10 protein-coding genes are annotated in these 17,675 nt (G+C 69.6%); 6 read left to right on the top strand and 4 right to left on the bottom strand.

Annotated elements, in window-relative coordinates; all coding sequences use genetic code 11:
* Nucleotides 1-29: 29 nt before the first annotated feature.
* From ACT1U9_RS31585 to ACT1U9_RS31575, 3 genes are all read left to right on the top strand, one after another.
* Nucleotides 30-743 carry a ricin-type beta-trefoil lectin domain protein gene (locus ACT1U9_RS31585; RefSeq protein ID WP_444536043.1) on the top strand — a complete coding sequence of 238 codons (714 nt, stop codon included), beginning with the start codon at nt 30-32 and terminating at the stop codon, nt 741-743.
* A gap of 377 nt (nt 744-1,120) precedes the next feature.
* The gene (locus tag ACT1U9_RS31580) at nt 1,121-5,473 is read left to right on the top strand and encodes a golvesin C-terminal-like domain-containing protein (RefSeq protein WP_444536042.1); all 4,353 of its coding nucleotides are present in this window, start codon (nt 1,121-1,123) and stop codon (nt 5,471-5,473) included.
* Nucleotides 5,474-5,548: 75 nt separating this feature from the next.
* Entirely contained in the window at nt 5,549-6,079 is a 531-nt protein-coding gene (locus ACT1U9_RS31575; RefSeq protein WP_444536041.1) for a hypothetical protein, read from the top strand.
* A gap of 10 nt (nt 6,080-6,089) precedes the next feature.
* Here ACT1U9_RS31575 and ACT1U9_RS31570 read toward each other — a convergent pair whose 3' ends face one another.
* Entirely contained in the window at nt 6,090-7,031 is a 942-nt protein-coding gene (locus tag ACT1U9_RS31570) for a helix-turn-helix domain-containing protein (protein WP_444536040.1), read from the bottom strand.
* An 871-nt stretch (nt 7,032-7,902) separates the two neighbouring features.
* Here ACT1U9_RS31570 and ACT1U9_RS31565 point away from each other — a divergent pair.
* Both ACT1U9_RS31565 and ACT1U9_RS31560 read left to right on the top strand, forming a co-directional pair.
* On the top strand, nt 7,903-8,427 hold the full coding sequence (locus ACT1U9_RS31565) for an AMIN-like domain-containing (lipo)protein (RefSeq protein WP_444536039.1): 525 nt from the start codon (nt 7,903-7,905) through the stop codon (nt 8,425-8,427).
* Nucleotides 8,428-8,662: 235 nt separating this feature from the next.
* The gene (locus ACT1U9_RS31560; RefSeq protein WP_444536038.1) at nt 8,663-10,309 is read left to right on the top strand and encodes an APC family permease; all 1,647 of its coding nucleotides are present in this window, start codon (nt 8,663-8,665) and stop codon (nt 10,307-10,309) included.
* A 69-nt stretch (nt 10,310-10,378) separates the two neighbouring features.
* On the opposite strand, the gene ACT1U9_RS31555 is transcribed toward ACT1U9_RS31560, so the two are convergent.
* From ACT1U9_RS31555 to ACT1U9_RS31545, 3 genes are all read right to left on the bottom strand, one after another.
* Nucleotides 10,379-11,029, bottom strand: a complete 651-nt coding sequence (locus ACT1U9_RS31555; RefSeq protein WP_444536037.1) for an endonuclease — start codon at nt 11,027-11,029, stop codon at nt 10,379-10,381.
* Nucleotides 11,026-11,544, bottom strand: a complete 519-nt coding sequence (locus tag ACT1U9_RS31550; RefSeq protein ID WP_444536036.1) for a DUF2231 domain-containing protein — start codon at nt 11,542-11,544, stop codon at nt 11,026-11,028. Before ACT1U9_RS31550 ends, ACT1U9_RS31555 begins: the two co-directional genes overlap by 4 nt.
* Nucleotides 11,545-11,673: 129 nt before the next feature.
* A complete protein-coding gene (locus tag ACT1U9_RS31545; protein WP_444539303.1) occupies nt 11,674-13,257 on the bottom strand; it encodes an FMN-binding glutamate synthase family protein in 1,584 nt (527 codons plus the stop codon).
* A 503-nt stretch (nt 13,258-13,760) separates the two neighbouring features.
* On the opposite strand from ACT1U9_RS31545, the gene ACT1U9_RS31540 reads away from it, so the two are divergent.
* On the top strand, nt 13,761-17,666 hold the full coding sequence (locus ACT1U9_RS31540; RefSeq protein ID WP_444536035.1) for a type I polyketide synthase: 3,906 nt from the start codon (nt 13,761-13,763) through the stop codon (nt 17,664-17,666).
* The last annotated feature ends 9 nt before the right edge of the window (nt 17,667-17,675 follow it).

Here is a 17,675-nt window from a genome sequence, read left to right as displayed (position 1 = left end):
ACGCACGCTCGCGAACGAAGGAGCACCACATGAGACGCACTGTCGCCGCCTTATTCACGGCCCTGCTGGCGATCTTCACCGCTGCCGCCCTGCCCGCCACCGCGCATGCCTCAAGCCCCGGTTCCTGCAGCACGCACTACGAGGGCCCGTACGGCAGCGCCACCTGCTCGGGAGTCGACCCGAGCGTCCAGTGGCGGGCCGTGGTCGGCTGCTTCTACCTCGTCGACGGCCAGCCGTACCCGTTCACGGTGCTCGGCAACGTGATCACCGGCGACGGCACCTCGGTCGGCGGTTGCACGGGCGCCTCCTGGGCGACCAAGCACATCTCGGCCGAGGTCGTGGGCGTGGCCGGCCGCCAGGGCCGCCTGGTGGGCTACGGCGGCAAGTGCATGGACATCGCCAGCGGGAAGACCACGGTCGCCACCCCCGTGCAGATCTACGACTGCAACGGCACCGGCGCCCAGTGGTGGACACTCGGCAACGACCACAGCGTGCGCGGCCTCGGCATGTGCCTGAACGTGGTGTGGGGGCGCAGCGACAGCCCCAACGGCACCAAGGTGGAGATCTACGACTGCGTGGGCAGCCAGGGTGAGCAATGGATCCCCCAGCCGGACGGATCGCTGAAGAACGTCCTCACCGGCAAGTGCCTCGACGACCTCGGATTCAGCACCGCCAACCGCACGCAGTTGGGCGTCTGGGACTGCAACGGCCTGGCCAACCAGAAGTGGGCGCTGACCCCCTGACCCTCTGAACTCCGATCAGCCGTCCTGTATGGGGCCGCCTCCGGGCGGCCCCATACCCGCGTTTGCGGACCCGAGCCGTCCGGTTCGTCCCAACGGTCCCAGGGACGCTGAAGGGACGCTTGGGACGCCCCAACTCGCCGGTCGGAAGGTTAGCTTGCGGTGACCTCGCAGACCCGTCGCTGTACGCGGGTGCGTCGGTCGCCGACCACCGGAGCCTCGACGGCGTCTTGCGCGCGGCGGCACCCGGGTGCCGACCTCTCCCCTGGACCGTCGCTGCAACGCGCCGTCTTTCTCCTCCTCATGACGTCCTGACCAGACCTCATGACTCACCATCACGCGTCGCCGTGGCGCGTGCACGTACGAATCGGAGATCTCCCTTGAGACCTCGCAGAACCGCCCGCAGAGCGCGGGTTCCTGTGCTCGCGTCGGCCGGTCTGGCCATGGTGGCCGGACTGTTGCAGGGCAGCATGGCCTGGGCAGGACAGTCGGATGCCGCGGAGAGTCAGCCCCCGGCGCCCGGTGCGGCCGCGCCCAATACGGTGGCGCCCGAGCAGCGGGGCGATGCCCTCGGCAAGGACTGGAAGAAGTCGACCGACCGCGCCTGGACGACGGCCGGTGACGCCACCGGATTCCACGTGCTGGTCGCGGACGCCAATGCTGGCTACACCTGGCGGACCGTGGCGACGCTGTCGGAGCCGGGCCTCGATACCGATCAGTGGATCGGCAACGCGTGTGTGACGGGCTCGGGCAAGCGGGCCGTCGTGGTCTACGCGCCCCGGGCGTTCACCAACCGCGGCGACCTCTTCGACCGGGGTGCGTTCACGGCGGTCGTGGACCTGCAGTCGGGGAAGGTGACCAAGCTGCCGCTCAACGCCAGCCTGGCCTACTTCGACCCCGGTTGCGGTGCGGGTGAGACCGCCGTGGTCACCCAGGCGAGCGCCGACGGCAACAGCGAGCAGACCCAGTTCCAGACCGTCGACGCCGCCACCGGAAAGATCGTCTCCACGGGGGCGCTCGACGGCCAGGCGACCTCCGCGGTCCCGGTCGGCAAGGACGTCATAGCCGCCGCCGGGTCGCACCTCGTCAGGGTCGGCCCGGCGGGCAAGGCGGACGTGGTGGCCACCACGCACGGCACCGCGACGCGACTGCACCCGGACGCCGACGGCAACGTCGCCTTCCTGGAGCCCGCCAAGGGCGGGAAGGTCGACGTCCAGCACCTGCGCGGCCGTACGGTCAAGACGCTGGCCGTCGGCAACCTCGGGCAGGTCGGCCTGGTCCAGGGCGCGGCCGGCAAGGTCTTCGTGACCGGCAAGTCCACGAAGGCGAGCGACCTGCCCTCGACGATGCGCCGCGTCACCGAGGCACCCGCCCAGGCGGAGCTGTCGACCGACGGCCAACTGGCCGTCGTCCAGGCCGTTCCCCAGCATCTCGCGGACAAGGTGGCCTCGCCGCTGATGCGGGCCAAGGCCCCGGTGGCCGAGGCCGTCGAGATCAAGGCGACGGCGACCGCCACCGACAAGCCGCTGGCCTTCACGGTCGCCACCCAGCAGACCCCGGCCCAGGCCGACACGGGTGCCAAGCCCTCGCCGCTGCTCCCGTTCATCGCGGGCGGCCGCGGCACCGTGAAGAAGGCGCTCGCCGCGTCCGGCGCCAAGGCCGCCGCTTCGGGCGACCCGGCCAGCGACCCGGTGGACGGCGACCGTTACTGCGCGGTGCCTCGTAACGACGTGAACACGCAGGTCTACCAGCCCACCCCCAACCAGGTGGAGTGGGCGGCCGACATGGCCATCCGGGGCCAGCTGACCTCCGGCTACGCCAACCGGCCCGCCAACTGGCACAACTCGGGGCTGCCGGCCTGGTCGCCGCAGGGCATGTTCCCCTCGCACCCCCTGGTCACCGGTGGCCGGATCCCGGCGCAGGTCATGCTGGGCATCCTCACCCAGGAGTCCAACCTCTGGCAGGCCAGCTCGCACGCCGAGCCGGGCGAGTACGGCAACCCGCTGATCGGCAACTACTACGGCACCAACATCTACGCCGGTACGACGGGGTACGACCCGAAGCGCATCTGGAAGATCAACTGGGACAAGGCCGACTGCGGCTACGGCATCGGCCAGGCCACCGACGGCATGCGCATCGCCGGGCACCCCAAGGAAGGGGAAGTGCTCCTTCCGCCGGACCAGCAGCGGGCCGTCGCCGTGGACTACGCCACCGGTATCGCCTACTCGGCGCGCATCCTCCAGGACAAGTGGAACGAACTCCACACCCCCGGTACGCAGATCAAGCTGAACGACGACGACCCGAACCGCCCGGAGAACTGGTTCGCCGCCGTCTGGGACTACAACGCGGGCCTCAACGTGCGGGGCAGCAACCCGGACGACGCGTCGGCCTGGGGCCTGGGCTGGGCCAACAACCCCGCCAACCCCAAGTACCCGGCGGACCGTGGCGCGTTCCTGGACAACAACCACTACGCGGACGCCGCGAAGCCGCAGAACTGGGCGTACGAGGAGAAGGTGATGGGCTGGGGCGCGTTCCCCATCGACACCGGCCACTCGTACGACGACAACGGCAACATGAACAAGGGCAACACGCACGGCTTCTCCTCGGCCTGGTGGTCCAACGCCATGGAGCGCACCTCCTCGGTCAAGCCGCCGCTGTCGGCGTTCTGTGACACCACCAACGGGTGCGACTGGACCAGTCCGCCGGTCTGCCACACCGTCGCCTGCTACAACCAGCACTGGTTCCGCCACGACGTCACCTGGAAGAACTGCGGCAGCAAGCCGGGGCCTCCCAGCGGGCTGGCGAATGAGTGCGGCAACGAGTACCTCACGTACAAGACGCTGCGCGGCGAGCCCGGTGACGCCCATCCCAAGCTCGGCCCCTGTGACGCGAACGCCCTGCCCAGCGGCACGGTGATCGTCGACGACGAGCCCGACGGCGCACCGCAGAACCGCTGCGGGTCCCGTGGCTGGTCGAGCAACGGCTCCTTCTCCTGGGAGTTCCGCACGGACGACGAGGGCAAGTACGAGGCCAAGGAGGACCTCCACCAGATCGGCGGCGGCTTCGGCGGCCACTACTGGTTCTCGCACGCGCGTCAGCCCAACAACTGGGACAACTACCTGACCACAAACGGTACGTGGACGCCCAACCTGGCCGATCACGTCTACAAGGTGCAGGCGTTCGTCCCGTATCCCTCGCACACCACCAAGAGCGCCCACTACGAGGTCACGGCCAAGGACGGCAAGACCCATGAGCGGATCGTCGACCAGTCCAAGGCCAACAACGACTGGGTGACCGTCGGCTACTTCCAGCTGGGTTCCAACGCCAAGGTCTCCCTCACCAACGTCACCGGTGACTCCACCTCCGGTGAGCTGGACGTGGCGTACGACGCGCTCGCGTTCGTCCCGGTGGACGGCACGTACGAGCACCACACCTTCGACGCGGCGGCCATCTTCGAGAGCAACCAGAACCTGGACACCGACACCCCCTGGCTGATGAAGACGCCGATGCGGACGCGTCAGACCATCTACGACTGGGCGCACTCGCGCACGGCCGGCGGTATGACCTTCGACAACCGCTACAAGACGGTCGGCCTGTCGAACTTCCAGGTCTGCAACGGTACGTACAACGACCTCTGCCTCGGCGGCAACACCTCCGCCGCGATCAAGTCCTGGCAGTCCGACGTGGACGCGGCCGGGACCGACCCGAACGCGCATCCCTCCGAGGCCGACTGGCTGGGATTCGCGATTGCCGCGCCGCCGTCGACGATCAACGAGCACACCTTCGACGAGGACCGTTCGTACAAGATCAAGACGCACATCGACGCGTCGTACGTGGTCGGCCCGGATGGCAAGATCATCCCGGGGACCGAGGAGGTGGTGGACTCGGGCCGGACCGGCAACACCGAGATCGCCCCGTTCGCCCGTAACTTCATCCAGGCGACGGTCAAGGACTACGGCTCGCTCGGCGTCACCCTGCCCGACCTGTCGTTCGACGCGAAGGACGGCAACGTCACCGGTCAGACCACCCATGTGGCCAATCCGCTGGAGACCGGTCTCACCCCCGGACAGGCCTACCGTTCGGGCCAGCAGCCGACCACGATCGACTCCACGGGCAAGTGTGTGACGACCAAGTTCGTCAGCGGCGGCAGCATCGGTTACCGCCCGCTCGACGAGGCGCCCAACACCGACGCCAACATGAGCGCCTGGGTGAACAAGCTGAAGAGCCTGGCCGACCAGCGGCAGATCCCGACCGAGGTCGCGGACACGGCGGGCGACATCTACAGCCTGTTCTTCCGCGCGCCCGCGCTCGACGGCGGCGGCAACCCCCAGGGCTCGCTGTTCAACATGGCGCCGCCGATCTGGCAGAACGTCAGCATGGCCTTCTGCGGTGGCGGCACCGTCAAGCCCACCTCCGCGGCCAACATCGACGACAACCCGACGACGGGGCTCGTGTACCAGAGCTACATGCCCAACCTGTACCTCTACCTCGACGGCCACATGGTCGACGAGACCGGGCAGCCGACGAACGGGCCCGTGCAGCGGGGCGACTTCAGGTCGTTCTCCAACCTGCCGCTCGGCGACGACCACCACACCGGCTACGGATCCTGCGGGACCGAGGTCAAGGGCAACGGTGGAAACCCGTGGAGCCTGAAGGCCGTGCCTTCCGGTTTCCCCGGAGGCACGCCCAGCATTCCCATGTTCTGCGATGACGGGAGCCACTCCAGCAGCTGATGTCCCGGCCCCGGCCAGGTCCGCGACCGCGGGCCCGGCCGGGGCCTTCGCCCGTGCCCACGAAGGAGGACGCCGATGCCGACCATGGCACGACAACTCACGTTTCCAGGGCTGCTGGTGGCGCTGCCGCCCCTGCTCTTTCCCCTGGCCGTGACCCTGCCGTCCGGGCTCCCCGCCGACCAGGTGGTCCTCGCCTCGACGATCGGCCTCTTTCCGGCCGTACTCTCCACCTGGCTGGCGAGCCAGGTGCTCTCCCGGCACAGCCGTCTGCGCCATGCGGCTCTCACTGGGTGCGTCTCGACGTCCCTGTTCGGGTGTCTGATCGTGGGATCCGTCTACTACGGATTCGTCTTCGCCCCCTTGCTCGTGCTCCTCTTCGGCCTCCTCGGCCTGCTCAGCCTCCGGGGCACCTGGACCCTGGCCCAGGGCTGGAAACGGGGAGCGGTGAGCGCTTCCCTTCCGCTGTGCCTCATCGCGGCCTTCGGCCTGCATGTGTCGACAAGCGGAGCGGCGGGGAGGCTCGTCCATCTGGTCGGGTGGACGTGCCTGGCCCTCGCCGTCCTGATCTGCTCGTTGACACTGGTGGCGCCCCGAAAGGGCAGCTGACGAACCTGCTCTACGGCTCGACGCTGGCGATGGGCGAGCACTCCAACTGCTTCTGGCTCGGTATCGACCCGCAGACCGTGATGGAACTGGGCGGCGCGTCGTCCGTGACCGCGAGCATCCGGGTGTAGGTGTCCCGGTCCGTCCGGATCGTGGCCTCCTGCTCCAGGCCGGTCCGGTCCTTGATCTTGACGACGTCCCCGACGGCGCCGTTCTCGATCCGCCCCCACACCGCATGGCAGGCGGGGCTGTACCGCAGCTCGATGTGCATACCGCGCAGCCAGGTGTCGTGCGCGGTGTTCGCGTCCCACTGGCAGTCCATGGACTGCGGATCACGGCGCAGACAGGTGTCCCCGGAACACCGCACCTGGACCTTTCCGGCGGCGGGCACCACCTTCCCCTGGCCGGTACCCGATGCCTGGGCGCCGTCGGACGCACCGTGCGAGCCGGATCCCACCCCGCCGCCCATGGCCAGCACCGCGGCGACCGCACCCATCACCGCGCCGGACGCGATGTAGCCCACGGCCCCCAGTTTGCGTCGCCAGGCGGGCCGGATGACGACCTGGCGCCGGGCGAGCACCGGCGGGATCCACCGGGGTGCGCGGCGCACGGCCGGGTGCGGTTCGTCGGCCGCATGCGGTGGTTCCGGTGCCTCCGAGGTCTCGGCTGCGGGTGCCGGTATGCCGGGCTCGGGTACGTACGCCTCGTCCGCGGCCGGTTCCTCGGCCGACGACTGCCCCACCTGTACGAGCAGATCGAGCAGCGGTTGCGGGTCCGCCCCGGTGGCGGCCGCGAACTGCTCGACGGCGACCTTCGAAGGCAGTTGCTTCCCGTTCAGGAAACGCTCCCAGGAGGAGCGGCTGTAGTGCGTCCGGTCGGCCAGCTGCCCATAGCTGAACCCGGACTCCTGCTTGATACGGCGCAGTTCCGCAAAGAGCTGTTCCTGTGTGCTCACAGGCGCATTGGTCTGGTCGGACATGTGCCTCCCCCGTCATTCACTCGCGGCGGACGGCAACTCCCCTGGCCGTCGCGCGGACCATAGAGTAACCGGACCGCTGACCGGTTTACGGACGCCTGCGACACCCGTCCAACCACGGTCGGACGCGGTCCCGGTCAAAGGCCAACTCCGTGACTTCTCTCTCCTGAACAGCCTTGATTAGCGGGTGCAGAAAGTAGGTGGCCCCCGCACGCGTCGTACGGAATTCCATTCGGCTGGACGGCCGACTGCTCAGTGCCACCGGTTCGTTCCGGTCCGGGTGGATTCACCCTTTGCCTCCAGCCGGTCGAACGGGCAACCCGCCAACTTCGGCGCTGCAAGCCCCCGAGCGGCGTCCCAAGGGCGTCCCGGGCCGTCCCGCGCCGCACCGGGACGACCGCCGAGCCCGGGGAAAAAGATGCGGAACTTCGGTTGCATATCCGCACATGAAGTGGTTCTTCCATCCTCAATGCCGCGTTCTCTCCAGTCGACGCGGAACCAATCAAGGAGATTCCGTCGGGGAGTTCCGATGCATGGCTCCGCGAGGCTCCGCACATGAACGGAACACGGCGCGGTGTGTGGATCACCACACTCCTCGCCACACCCGAGCCCGCCGTCAGATGAGGGACGTCCCCGGTCTTCGCGGCGCGGCGTCCCATTGCCCAGGTCAGCGCGATGCGGTGGGCCGGGACGGTCCGGGACGGCCCCCACACCTGCCCAAGTCGCGCCTATCGTCGTCGAACACCCCGGTGCACGAGCGCCGCGACGGCACGACGTCCGCGCCCGTATGAGGTTGCCTCAGATCACCGCCACGGGCATCACACGCACCCCTGCAGTTAAGGAACTCATCATGACCATCACCCTCACCGCCCGCCGGGCGGCGTCCGTCGCCGCCGTCCTGGCCGGACTGACGGCTTCGGCCGTGCCCGCCCACGCCGCCGCCACGGCCGCTCCCTCGTGCGCGAGCATCTGCGTGCTGGACGCGCGGAGCGGGGCCCACCCCGGCTACGACCGCCTGGTGCTCGACCTGACCAGCAACGGTGTGCCCCCGACGGTGCACACCCGTGTGTCCGCCGACGGCTCGTACCACGTCAACGCCAGCGACGAGGACAGAAAACTGGGGATCACCGGCAAGTCGTATCTCTTCCTCGACATCGCCCCGGCCGACGTCACGTCCACCGGTCCCGACGCATACACCAGCCCCGTCGTGCAGCCCGTCTCCCTGCCCTCCCTCAAGGGGGTCCAGCTGGCACATGCGGGCGGCTTCGAGATGGACCACACCACGACGTTCGGCCTGTCCCTCGGCGACTACTCGAGCTACAAGGTCTTCACCCTGACCTCGCCGAACCGCGTCGTCGTCGACCTCTACCACTGAGCTCTGACGAAGCGGTCACCGATCGGGCGGCGTGACGTGGATCTGTGGCAGAACGGGCACGGCTCCCCAGTTGTCGGGCGAGATGTCTCCTGTCTCAACTCTTCCATCTGGGGAGTACGGGGCCACTTTCGCTGAAGGACCGGTTCCACAACCGGGCGCTTCCCGCGTCGGGTGCGGCGCGCGATCTGGCGATACGATTGTGATGTACCTCACCTTGGATGAAGGGTGCGGGGCCATGGGCGTATCCGAAGCGACACCCGTCACGGACAGCGGCCATCCCGGCTTGCGGCGAGAGATCGGCTTTGTGGGGCTGATCTGGGCCTCGGAGGGATCGATCATCGGATCGGGCTGGCTGTTCGGCGCACAGAAAGCGCTGGGAGTGGCCGGACCGGCCGCGATCATCTCCTGGGGAATCGGCAGCGTCGCGATCTTGATCCTGGCGCTGGTACACGCGGAGCTCGGCGGTATGTACCCGGTCTCCGGCGGCACGGCCCGCTTCCCGCACTACGCGTTCGGCGGTGCCGCCGGAGCGTCGTTCGGATGGTTCTCCTGGCTCCAGGCGGCCACGGTCGCGCCCATCGAAGTGCTGGCCATGATCACATACGGCCAGCACTACTCATGGGCGAAAGGCTGGCTGAAGGTCAAGGGCGGCCAGGACCTGCTGACCGGTTCCGGGATCGCCGTCGCGATCGTGCTGATGGCGGTCATCACCGCCATCAACTTCCTCAGCATCCGGCTGCTGGCACGTACCAACAGCGCGGCGACCTGGTGGAAGGTCGGCATCCCGCTGCTGACGATCTTCGTGTTCGCCATCATCGCGTTCCACGGCAGCAACTTCACCGCCGCCGACGGCTTCAACCCCTACGGCGCGAAGGGCATCCTGAGCGCGGTCTCCACCAGCGGCATCATCTTCGCGCTGCTGGGCTTCGAGCAGGCCGACCAGCTCGCCGGTGAGAGCGCGAACCCGAAACGCGACATCCCGCGTGCGGTGATCGGCTCCATCGTGATCGGCGCGATCATCTACATCCTGCTGCAGATCGTCTTCCTCGCAGCGCTGCCCGCCTCGCAGGTGCAGGGCACCTGGACGACCGCCGCGTTCAACACCCTGACCGGCCCGTTCGCCCAGTTGGCCACACTCATCAGCCTGGGCTGGCTGGCCACCATCCTCTATCTGGATGCGGTGGTCTCCCCTGCCGGTACGGGCCTGATCTACATCACCGGGTCCTCGCGGGTCTCCTACGGCCTCAGCCGCAACGGCTATGTGCCGCAGGTCTTCGAGAAGACCACCCGGCGCGGTGTCCCGTGGCCCGGCCTCATCGCCGCGTTCGTGACCGGCTGCATCTGCTTCCTGCCGTTCCCGAGCTGGCAGTCTCTGGTAGGACTGATCACCAGCGCCAGCGTGCTCATGTACGCCGGTGCGCCGCTGTCCTTCGGCGTCTTCCGCAACCGCCTGCCGAACGCCGACCGTCCGTACCGCCTGCCCGGCGGATCCTGGATGTCGCCGCTGGCCTTCGTCGTCGCCAACCTGCTGATCCTGTGGTCCGGCTGGCAGACCGACTGGAAGCTGGGCGTGGCGATCCTCATCGGTTATGTCATCCTCATCGCCAACCGCGTGTTCAAGATGAACCCGATCCAGCCCCAGCTCGACCTGAAGGCGGCGCAGTGGCTGCCCGTCTATCTGATCGGCATGGGACTCATCGTCTACGCCAGCGACTTCGGCCCGCTGAAGCACCCGTGGTTCCCGCTGTGGTGGGACATGGTCGTGGTAGCGGGGTTCAGCCTCGCCATCTACTACTGGGCACTCGCGGTGGCCCTGCCGACCGAGAAGATCCAGCGGATGATCGACCAGGTCGTCGTTCCGGAGGAAGCCGACATCAAGTAGTCGCCGCCTGTCGTTCTGCGGGGCCGGCCACCATGGTGGCCGGCCCCGCAGAACGATGTGGGAGGGGCGTCAGGCGGCGCGCAGTTCGCTCACCGCGTCCTTCGACAGACGGGCGCGGACCAGGGCGGCGGCCAGGCGGGCCAGGTCCTTCGTCTCCACCAGCCGGCCCAGACCGCGCGGGGTGTGCGGCAGTCCCAGCGATGCCGCGGTTTCACAGGTCCGGTCGTCGAAGAAGGGGCGCAGTTCGGGCCAGACCTCCTGGGCCTCCCGGCAGAAGATGTCCGCGCCCACCGGGCCGATCCTGGGCACCTCCTGGAGCAGGTCCCGCACCACGGACGGCTCCCTGTCCGCTTCCTCGCGAAGGTTGCGCAGGTCGCCTTTCCAGCGGTCGAGTACGAGCTCGGCACCTTCGGCGAGCGCGGTCGCGGTGCTCTCGTCGTACCGGACGTAGTGGGCACGGCCCAGCGCGTCCACCCGGTCCTGCCAGCGGGAATCCACCATCGCCCGAGGAGTGCGCAGCCCGGCCCCGAAGAGCTCCCTCGCGGCAGCCGTCGCGATGTCCGCCTTGATGCGGATCGAGCAGAGCACGGTGAGCACAAGGAGTTGGTACAGCGGCGCCGGCTTGTCGCGCAGTGTGATGCCCGCCTCGTCGGCGTACGTCCTTCCGTGTTCGCGCAGCAGGCGCGAGGTCAGCTCCTTGGTGTCCATCGGTCTGGTCATGCCGCCTTGGCGTGGTGGTGGATCAACCGGTGGCTCTGTACGGACAGCTCGTCGCGTTCCTGGACTTCGGTGAGGCGGATACCGATGTGGTAATCCTGGACCAGCATCCAGCCCAGGAAGCCGGCGGCGACGGTGCACAGGACTCCGGCGGAGGCGAGTGCGAGCCCGAGGGTGGCACTCTTGGCCGGACCGTTCCAGTGGCTCGCGTACACACCGAGGCTGATCGCGAACAGCGCCAGCGCGGTGACGTTCAGGCCCGCGTGAGCCAGCCCGACGCCCCTGGCTCCGGACGCGCGCGGCACGCCGAACGCGAGGTCGACGAAGCCGGGCAGAGCCGCCAGCAGCGCACCGCCGACACCGGCGATGTTCAGGGCGATGGCGAAGTTCAGCCAGAACTGCTGGCCGTTCGCCGCGTACACGGCGAATCCGACCAGGGTGCCGGTGTAACCGGCGACGGGATAGGCGATGAGCATCGGGTGGATCGGATGACCCGCGATGGTGACCTTGCTGTACATGGCACCTCCCGGCCCCCTTGATTGCCGTAATTCCAGGGTCCTCCGGTGCCGTAGCGCACACAACTACGCGGCTCGCACACGCCACACTCCGTATCCAACTGCCTCCGCTCCGGAGCAGGTCCCCGCAGCTCAGCCCACGAAGGTGTCCGGATCCGCCGCCGCCCAGTCCGCCGCCCAGGTCTTCGGTGCCTCGTCCAGGAGTTGCCCCGGTGCCAGCCACTCGTAGAGCTCCGCGTAGGAACGGACCGTCGTCGGGTCGATCCTGCGCATCAGCAGGTCGGGGCGCAGCTCGTGCGGGTCGCGCACACCCATGGCGGCCATGATCTGCATGGCGCTGCGCACCGTCGCCTCCTGGTAGCGGTGGACGCGGTGGGCCTTGTCCGGGACGTCGAGGGCACGCGTGCGGCTCGGGTCCAGGGTGGTGACGCCGACCGGGCAGGTGTTGGTGTGGCAGCGCTGTGCCTGGATGCAGCCGACGGCGAACATCATCGCGCGGGCCGCGTTGGTGTAATCGGCGCCCTGCACAAGGCGTTTGACGATGTCGGCGCCCGAGGCGACCCTGCCGCTCGCCCCGATCCGGATCCGGTCCCGCAGCCCCACGCCCGCCAGTGCGTTGTGCACCATCGTCAGGCCCTCGGTCAACGGAGTGCCCAGGTGGTCCGCGAACTCCAGGGGCGCCGCGCCCGTCCCGCCCTCCGCGCCGTCCACCACGATGAAGTCCGGTGTGACCCCCTCGGCGGCCATCGCCTTGCACACCGCGAGGAACTGCCGCCGCGAGCCGGGGCACAGCTTGAAACCGGTGGGTTTGCCGCCCGCCAACTCCCGCATCCGGGCGATGAAATGGACGAGCTCACGCGGTGTGCGGAAGACGTGGTGGTACGGCGGTGAGATGACCGTCTGCCCCTGCGGCACATCACGTACGCGGGCGATCTCGGCGTCCACCTTGCCTGCGGGCAGCACCCCGCCGAATCCCGGCTTCGCACCCTGCGACAGCTTCAGGGACACGCACTTGACCTGCTCGGCGGCCGACTTGTCGGCGAACATGGCCGCGTCGAAACCGCCGTCGGACGTGCGGCACCCGAAGTAGCCCGTGCCGATCTCCCAGATCAGATCGCCGCCGTGGCGCAGGTGGTGCTCCGAGAGCCCGCCCTCACCCGTGTCGTGCGCGAAACCGCCGAGCGCCGCGCCCCGGTTGAGGGCGAGGATCGCGTTCGAGGACAGCGCGCCGAAGCTCATCGCCGACACGTTCAACAGCGCCATGTCGTACGGCTTCGCGCAGCCGGGCCCGCCGACCCGCACCACCGGCGGCTCGTCCCGCACGTCCACCGGCGCCATCGACGGCACCAGGTACTCGTAGCCGTCCGCGTACATATTCCGCTCGGTACCGAACGGTTCCTCCGCTTCCTCGCCCTTGGCCCGCTGGTACACGATGGTGCGTACGTCGCGGTCGTACGGCCTGCCGTCGAAGTTGCGCTCGATGAAGTACTGCTGAAGCTCCGGGCGCAGCCACTCCATGAGGAAGCGGAGGTGACCGGTCAGAGGATAGTTGCGCAGCACCGAGTGCCGGGTCTGCGTCACGTCCCACACCCCGAGCGCGGTCGGCGCGAGCAGGACGGCCGCCGGGATCCACCACCACGGGGACACCGTGAACGACAACGCGAGCGTGACCGCCGCGCCCAGGGCGACGACGAGGAACGGTGCCGTCCGGCGCATGGACGGGATTCGTGACATGGCACTTCTTTCGCGACAAGCCGGGCGGCGGATGCCGACAGGCTAGGCTCGCCTCCCGCCCGAGCACGCCCAACTCGCCCGCCGGGCAACCGGATGCCGCCCGGACGGCACCACCGCGCACCGCGTCATGCCATGCGCCCCGCGTTCGCGCCCGGCGCGTCCCCGGTCGCCTGCCGAACGCCTCGCTCCGCTTCGCGCGCCGTGCGGGCCGTGCGTGGCGAAGCCGTCGCAGTGCGGTGCTGTCGGCGCCCTCCCCGCCGCTCCCCGTAGCTCCTTGTCCCCCTCGACGGCCCGCACTTAGCCTTGCCAAGGCGCGCCAAAAGCACAGTTCAGTCAATACGTGTCCAGATAGGGCCGCAATTCTTTCGCGGTGTGAGATCCCAGCGCTGAGTTCGTCTGACGCTCCCCTACTGATGGCTGTCGTGCCCCCGTGTCGGGCCCGCGACAGCCCCCCACCCCTCTCACGCGCCCAAGGAGAAGTCTGCATGGATGCTGAGCCCATCGCGTTAGTAGGCGTCGGGTGCACGCTCCCCGGCAAAGTGCACGGGCTGGACGACGTGCACACGGTTCTGCGGGAAGGACGGGACTGCGTCGAAGTGATCCCGCCCAGCCGATGGGACGTGGACGCCTTCTACGACCCCGATCCGCTGGCCCTGGGCAAGACCTATGTCCGCCACGGCGGATTCGTCGAGGACGTCGACCGCTTCGACGCCGTGTTCTTCGGGATCTCGGACGCCGAGGCGGTCCGCATGGATCCCCAGCACCGCCTGCTCCTGCAGACCGTGTGGCACGCCCTGGAACACGCCGGGCAGGATCCCGGCGAACTCAGGGGCACCAGCACCGGCGTCTTCCTGGCGATGATGAACGGCAACAACTACGCCTTCCTCAAACACGACGCACTGGGCCGCACGGGTATCTCGGCGTACGACTCGATGGCCGACGAGATCTCCATCAGCGCCGGCCGCATCGCCCACTTCCTCGATCTGAAGGGGCCGTGCATCACGGTCGACACCGCCTGCTCGGGGTCACTGACCGCGTTGCACCTGGCCCGCCAGTCCATCCTCACCGGCGAGTGCGGCTCGGCCATCGTCGCGGGGGTCAATCTGATCCTCAACCCCGATGTGCACATCTCCTTCTGCAAGTTGGGCCTGTTCTCGCGCGCCGGGCAGAGCCGGGCGTTCGACGCGAAGGCGGACGGCTACGTCCGCAGCGAGGGCTGTGTGGCCGCGCTCGTACGCCGTGAATCGCTCGCCGAGGAGCGCGGCGACCCCATCCTGGCCAGTGTCATCGGCACCGCGATCAACCATGACGGGCACACCCCCGCGCTGACCGCGCCCAACGGCCGCAACCAGGAGGAGGTCATCCGTACGGTGCTCGCCCGCACCGGCGTCGACCCTGCCCGGGTCGGCTACGTCGAGGCGCACGGCACCGGGACCCCGGTCGGGGACCCCATCGAGATGAACGCCATCGCCGGTGCCTACGGCCACGACCGCACCGCCGAGCGGCCGCTCTACGTAGGGTCGGTGAAGAGCAACTTCGGCCATACCGAGGCTGCCGCCGGTCTCCTCGGCGTCGTCAAGGCCGCGCTTTCCCTGCACCGCGAGACCATCTACCCGAGCATCCACCTCGACCGGCTGAATCCCAAGATCGACCTCAACGGTGCCGCGGTGGAGGTTCCCGGGGAACCCGTGCCCTGGCCCCGGGGAGACGTCCCGCGTCTGGCCGGCGTCAACTCCTTCGGTTACAGCGGCACCAACGCCCACGCGATCCTGCGCGAAGCACCGCAGGCCCGGCACAGTACCGGCGGCACCAGGCCGCGCCCCGCCGAGCTGCTGGTCCTGTCGGCCAAGTCGCCTGAGAGCCTGGACGCGCTGGCCGGTCGCTGGGCGGAGTATCTGTCCCAGGGCGACCAGGAGACGCTGCCCGCGGCCGTGTTCACGGCCGCCGCCGGGCGTGCCGCGCACCGCCATCGCCTCGCGGTGACCGGGCAGGGAGCCATCGGGATCGCCAACGATCTCCGGTTGTGGCGCACCAACCGGACGCCTCCGTCGGTCACCAGCGGCCACCCGGCCAGGCCGGCCCGTACCGCCTTCGTCTTCACCGGCCAGGGCGTGCAGTACCCCGGTATGGCCCGCGAACTGTACGACAGCGAACCGGTCTTCGCGGCCGCCGTCGACCGGTGTGCCGACGTACTGGACGGCGAACTGCCCATGCCGTTGCGGCGGCTCCTGTTCGAGGAGCAGTCCGCGCAGGCGCTCGACGACACGCGGCTGGCCCAGCCGGCGCTGTTCGCCGTCGAGTACGCGCTCGCCGCCCAGCTGCGTTCCTGGGGCGTCGTCCCGGACGCGGTGGTCGGGCACAGCATCGGCGAGATCGCCGCCGCGTGCGTCGCCGGCATGTTCTCCCTGGAGGACGCCGCCCGCTTCAGCGCGCTGCGCGGGCGCCTCATGGGCGAACTGCCGCGCGACGGCGTCATGCTGGCCGTCGCGGCGGACCCGGAGACCGTACGGGAGTGGGTGTCCGGGCGGGAGGCCGACGTCGGCGTCGCCGCCGTCAACGGCCCGCGCGCCGTGGTCGTCTCGGGCCGGGCCGAGGCCGTGGAGGAGGTGGCGCGCCACGCCGGGGCCCAGGGCGTCCGGACCGCCCGGCTCCGTACGTCCCACGCCTTCCACTCACCGCTGATGGACCCGGCCCTGCCCGAACTGGGCAAGGTGGCCGCCGCCATGCGCCCGGCCGCCCCGGCGGTGCCGGTGTTCTCCACCGTGACGGGCGAGGCTCTGACCGGGGCCGAGGGACCGGAGTACTGGAGCCAGCAGGTCCGTCGGCCCGTCCGGTTCCACGACGGCATGCGCGCGGTGGCGGGCGCGGGCTGCACCGTGGTCGTCGAGATCGGCCCGCACCCCGCGCTGCGGACGTACGTCCCGGAGGCGTTCGGTGCCACCGGTGTCACGGTGATCCCCACGCTGCTGCGCGACCGGCGGGATGTGCGCAACCTCCTCGCCACCGCGGGCGCCCTGTTCACGGCGGGGGCGGCGATCGATCTGCCCGCGCTCTACCGTGGCCCGCGCCACCGCCGTACGTCATCCGCCCCGCAGTACCCGTTCCGCAAGGACCGCTACTGGGTGACGCCCGCGCCGGACACCGATCGCGGCGAGCCGAAGGAAACGACCCCGGCCGAGCCGCCACCCACCACGCGTACCGTCCACCGCCAAGAGGTGAAAGCGGCCACTCCGTGGGCGGACCACCGCATCCTCGGGTCGACCGTCTTCCCGGCCACCGGCTATCTGGGCCTGGCCGTGAACGCGTACGCCTCGGTCAACGGCCACGGCTCCGCACCCATCGAGCTGACCGACGTCGGCTTCGTCCGGCCCCTCCTGCTGACCCCCGCCAGGCCCAGCAGCGTCCAGGTCGACCTGGAGGACGACGGTCCCGCGACGGACGGCCGCTTCCGGTTCACCGTGGCGGGCGGGGACGGCGCTCCCCGCTACTGCCAGGGCAAGGTCGGACCGGCCCCGCAGCAGGACTCTTCCGGGACCCGCCCCGAGGAGCTGCGCGCGGCGATGCCCGCCCAGCTCGCGCCCGGGCGGCTGTACGGCCTGTTGCGCGAGGACGGCATGGAGTACGGCGCCAGCTTCTCCACCGTCCGTGAGCTGTGGCTCGACGAGGCGGGCGGCCAGGCGCTGGGCCGGATCACGGCGGCGCCCGACGGGGCGTCGCGCGTGGGCCACGAGCACCGGTTCGCCACCATGCTCGACGGCTGCCTGCACCTGACCGCCGCAGCGGCGCGCGAGGGCGCGGCGCGGGGCACCTACATCCCGGTCGGCGTCGGCCGCATGGTGCTGCACGGCCCCCTCCCCGACCAGGTCTGGGGCCATGTCCGGCTGCGGCCCCATGAGAGCGGGACCGCGTTCACGGCCGGGCTGCGCGTCCTGGACGACACCGGGAACGTCCTCGCGGACATGGCGGACATCGAGTTCCGGCGCATCGCCTCGCTCACCGACACCTCGGCGGTCCCGGCCGCACCGGCCGACAGCCGCTCCCGGGACGGCGACTCGCGGCAGGAGCTGCGCGAACGCGTCGAGCCCCTGCCGGCCGAGGAACGTACGCAGGCGGTCATCGGCTGGCTCACCGAGGAGATCATCGACACCCTCGGGCGGATGTCGACCGAGCTGGAGATCGACCTCCACGATCTCGACCCCTCGCTGGCCCTGCTGGAGATCGGCCTGGACTCCCTGAGCATCACCGAACTCCAGCGGCGCATCCAGGAGAAGCTCGACTTCCGCTTCAAGGCGATGGAGGCACTGGAGTACCAGAGCATCGAGGAACTGGCGGAGTACCTGCTCCACCGGGTCATCCTGGCCGACCCGGCCGCCACCTCGAAGGACGCCTGAACCCACCTC

Source organism: Streptomyces sp. BR1 (assembly GCF_052373795.1).
Taxonomy (GTDB): domain Bacteria; phylum Actinomycetota; class Actinomycetes; order Streptomycetales; family Streptomycetaceae; genus Streptomyces.
This window is presented reverse-complemented; position numbering and strand designations above follow the sequence as displayed.

Excerpts from the sequence above, each read along its gene's own strand:
- ACT1U9_RS31560 (WP_444536038.1), top strand. The coding sequence starts at position 8,663 with ATGGGCGTATCCGAAGCGACACCCGTCACGGACAGCGGCCATCCCGGC.
- ACT1U9_RS31565 (WP_444536039.1), top strand. The coding sequence starts at position 7,903 with ATGACCATCACCCTCACCGCCCGCCGGGCGGCGTCCGTCGCCGCCGTC.
- ACT1U9_RS31550 (WP_444536036.1), bottom strand. The coding sequence starts at position 11,544 with ATGTACAGCAAGGTCACCATCGCGGGTCATCCGATCCACCCGATGCTC.
- ACT1U9_RS31575 (WP_444536041.1), top strand. The coding sequence starts at position 5,549 with ATGCCGACCATGGCACGACAACTCACGTTTCCAGGGCTGCTGGTGGCG.
- ACT1U9_RS31540 (WP_444536035.1), top strand. The coding sequence starts at position 13,761 with ATGGATGCTGAGCCCATCGCGTTAGTAGGCGTCGGGTGCACGCTCCCC.
- ACT1U9_RS31585 (WP_444536043.1), top strand. The coding sequence starts at position 30 with ATGAGACGCACTGTCGCCGCCTTATTCACGGCCCTGCTGGCGATCTTC.
- ACT1U9_RS31555 (WP_444536037.1), bottom strand. The coding sequence starts at position 11,029 with ATGACCAGACCGATGGACACCAAGGAGCTGACCTCGCGCCTGCTGCGC.
- ACT1U9_RS31545 (WP_444539303.1), bottom strand. The coding sequence starts at position 13,257 with ATGCGCCGGACGGCACCGTTCCTCGTCGTCGCCCTGGGCGCGGCGGTC.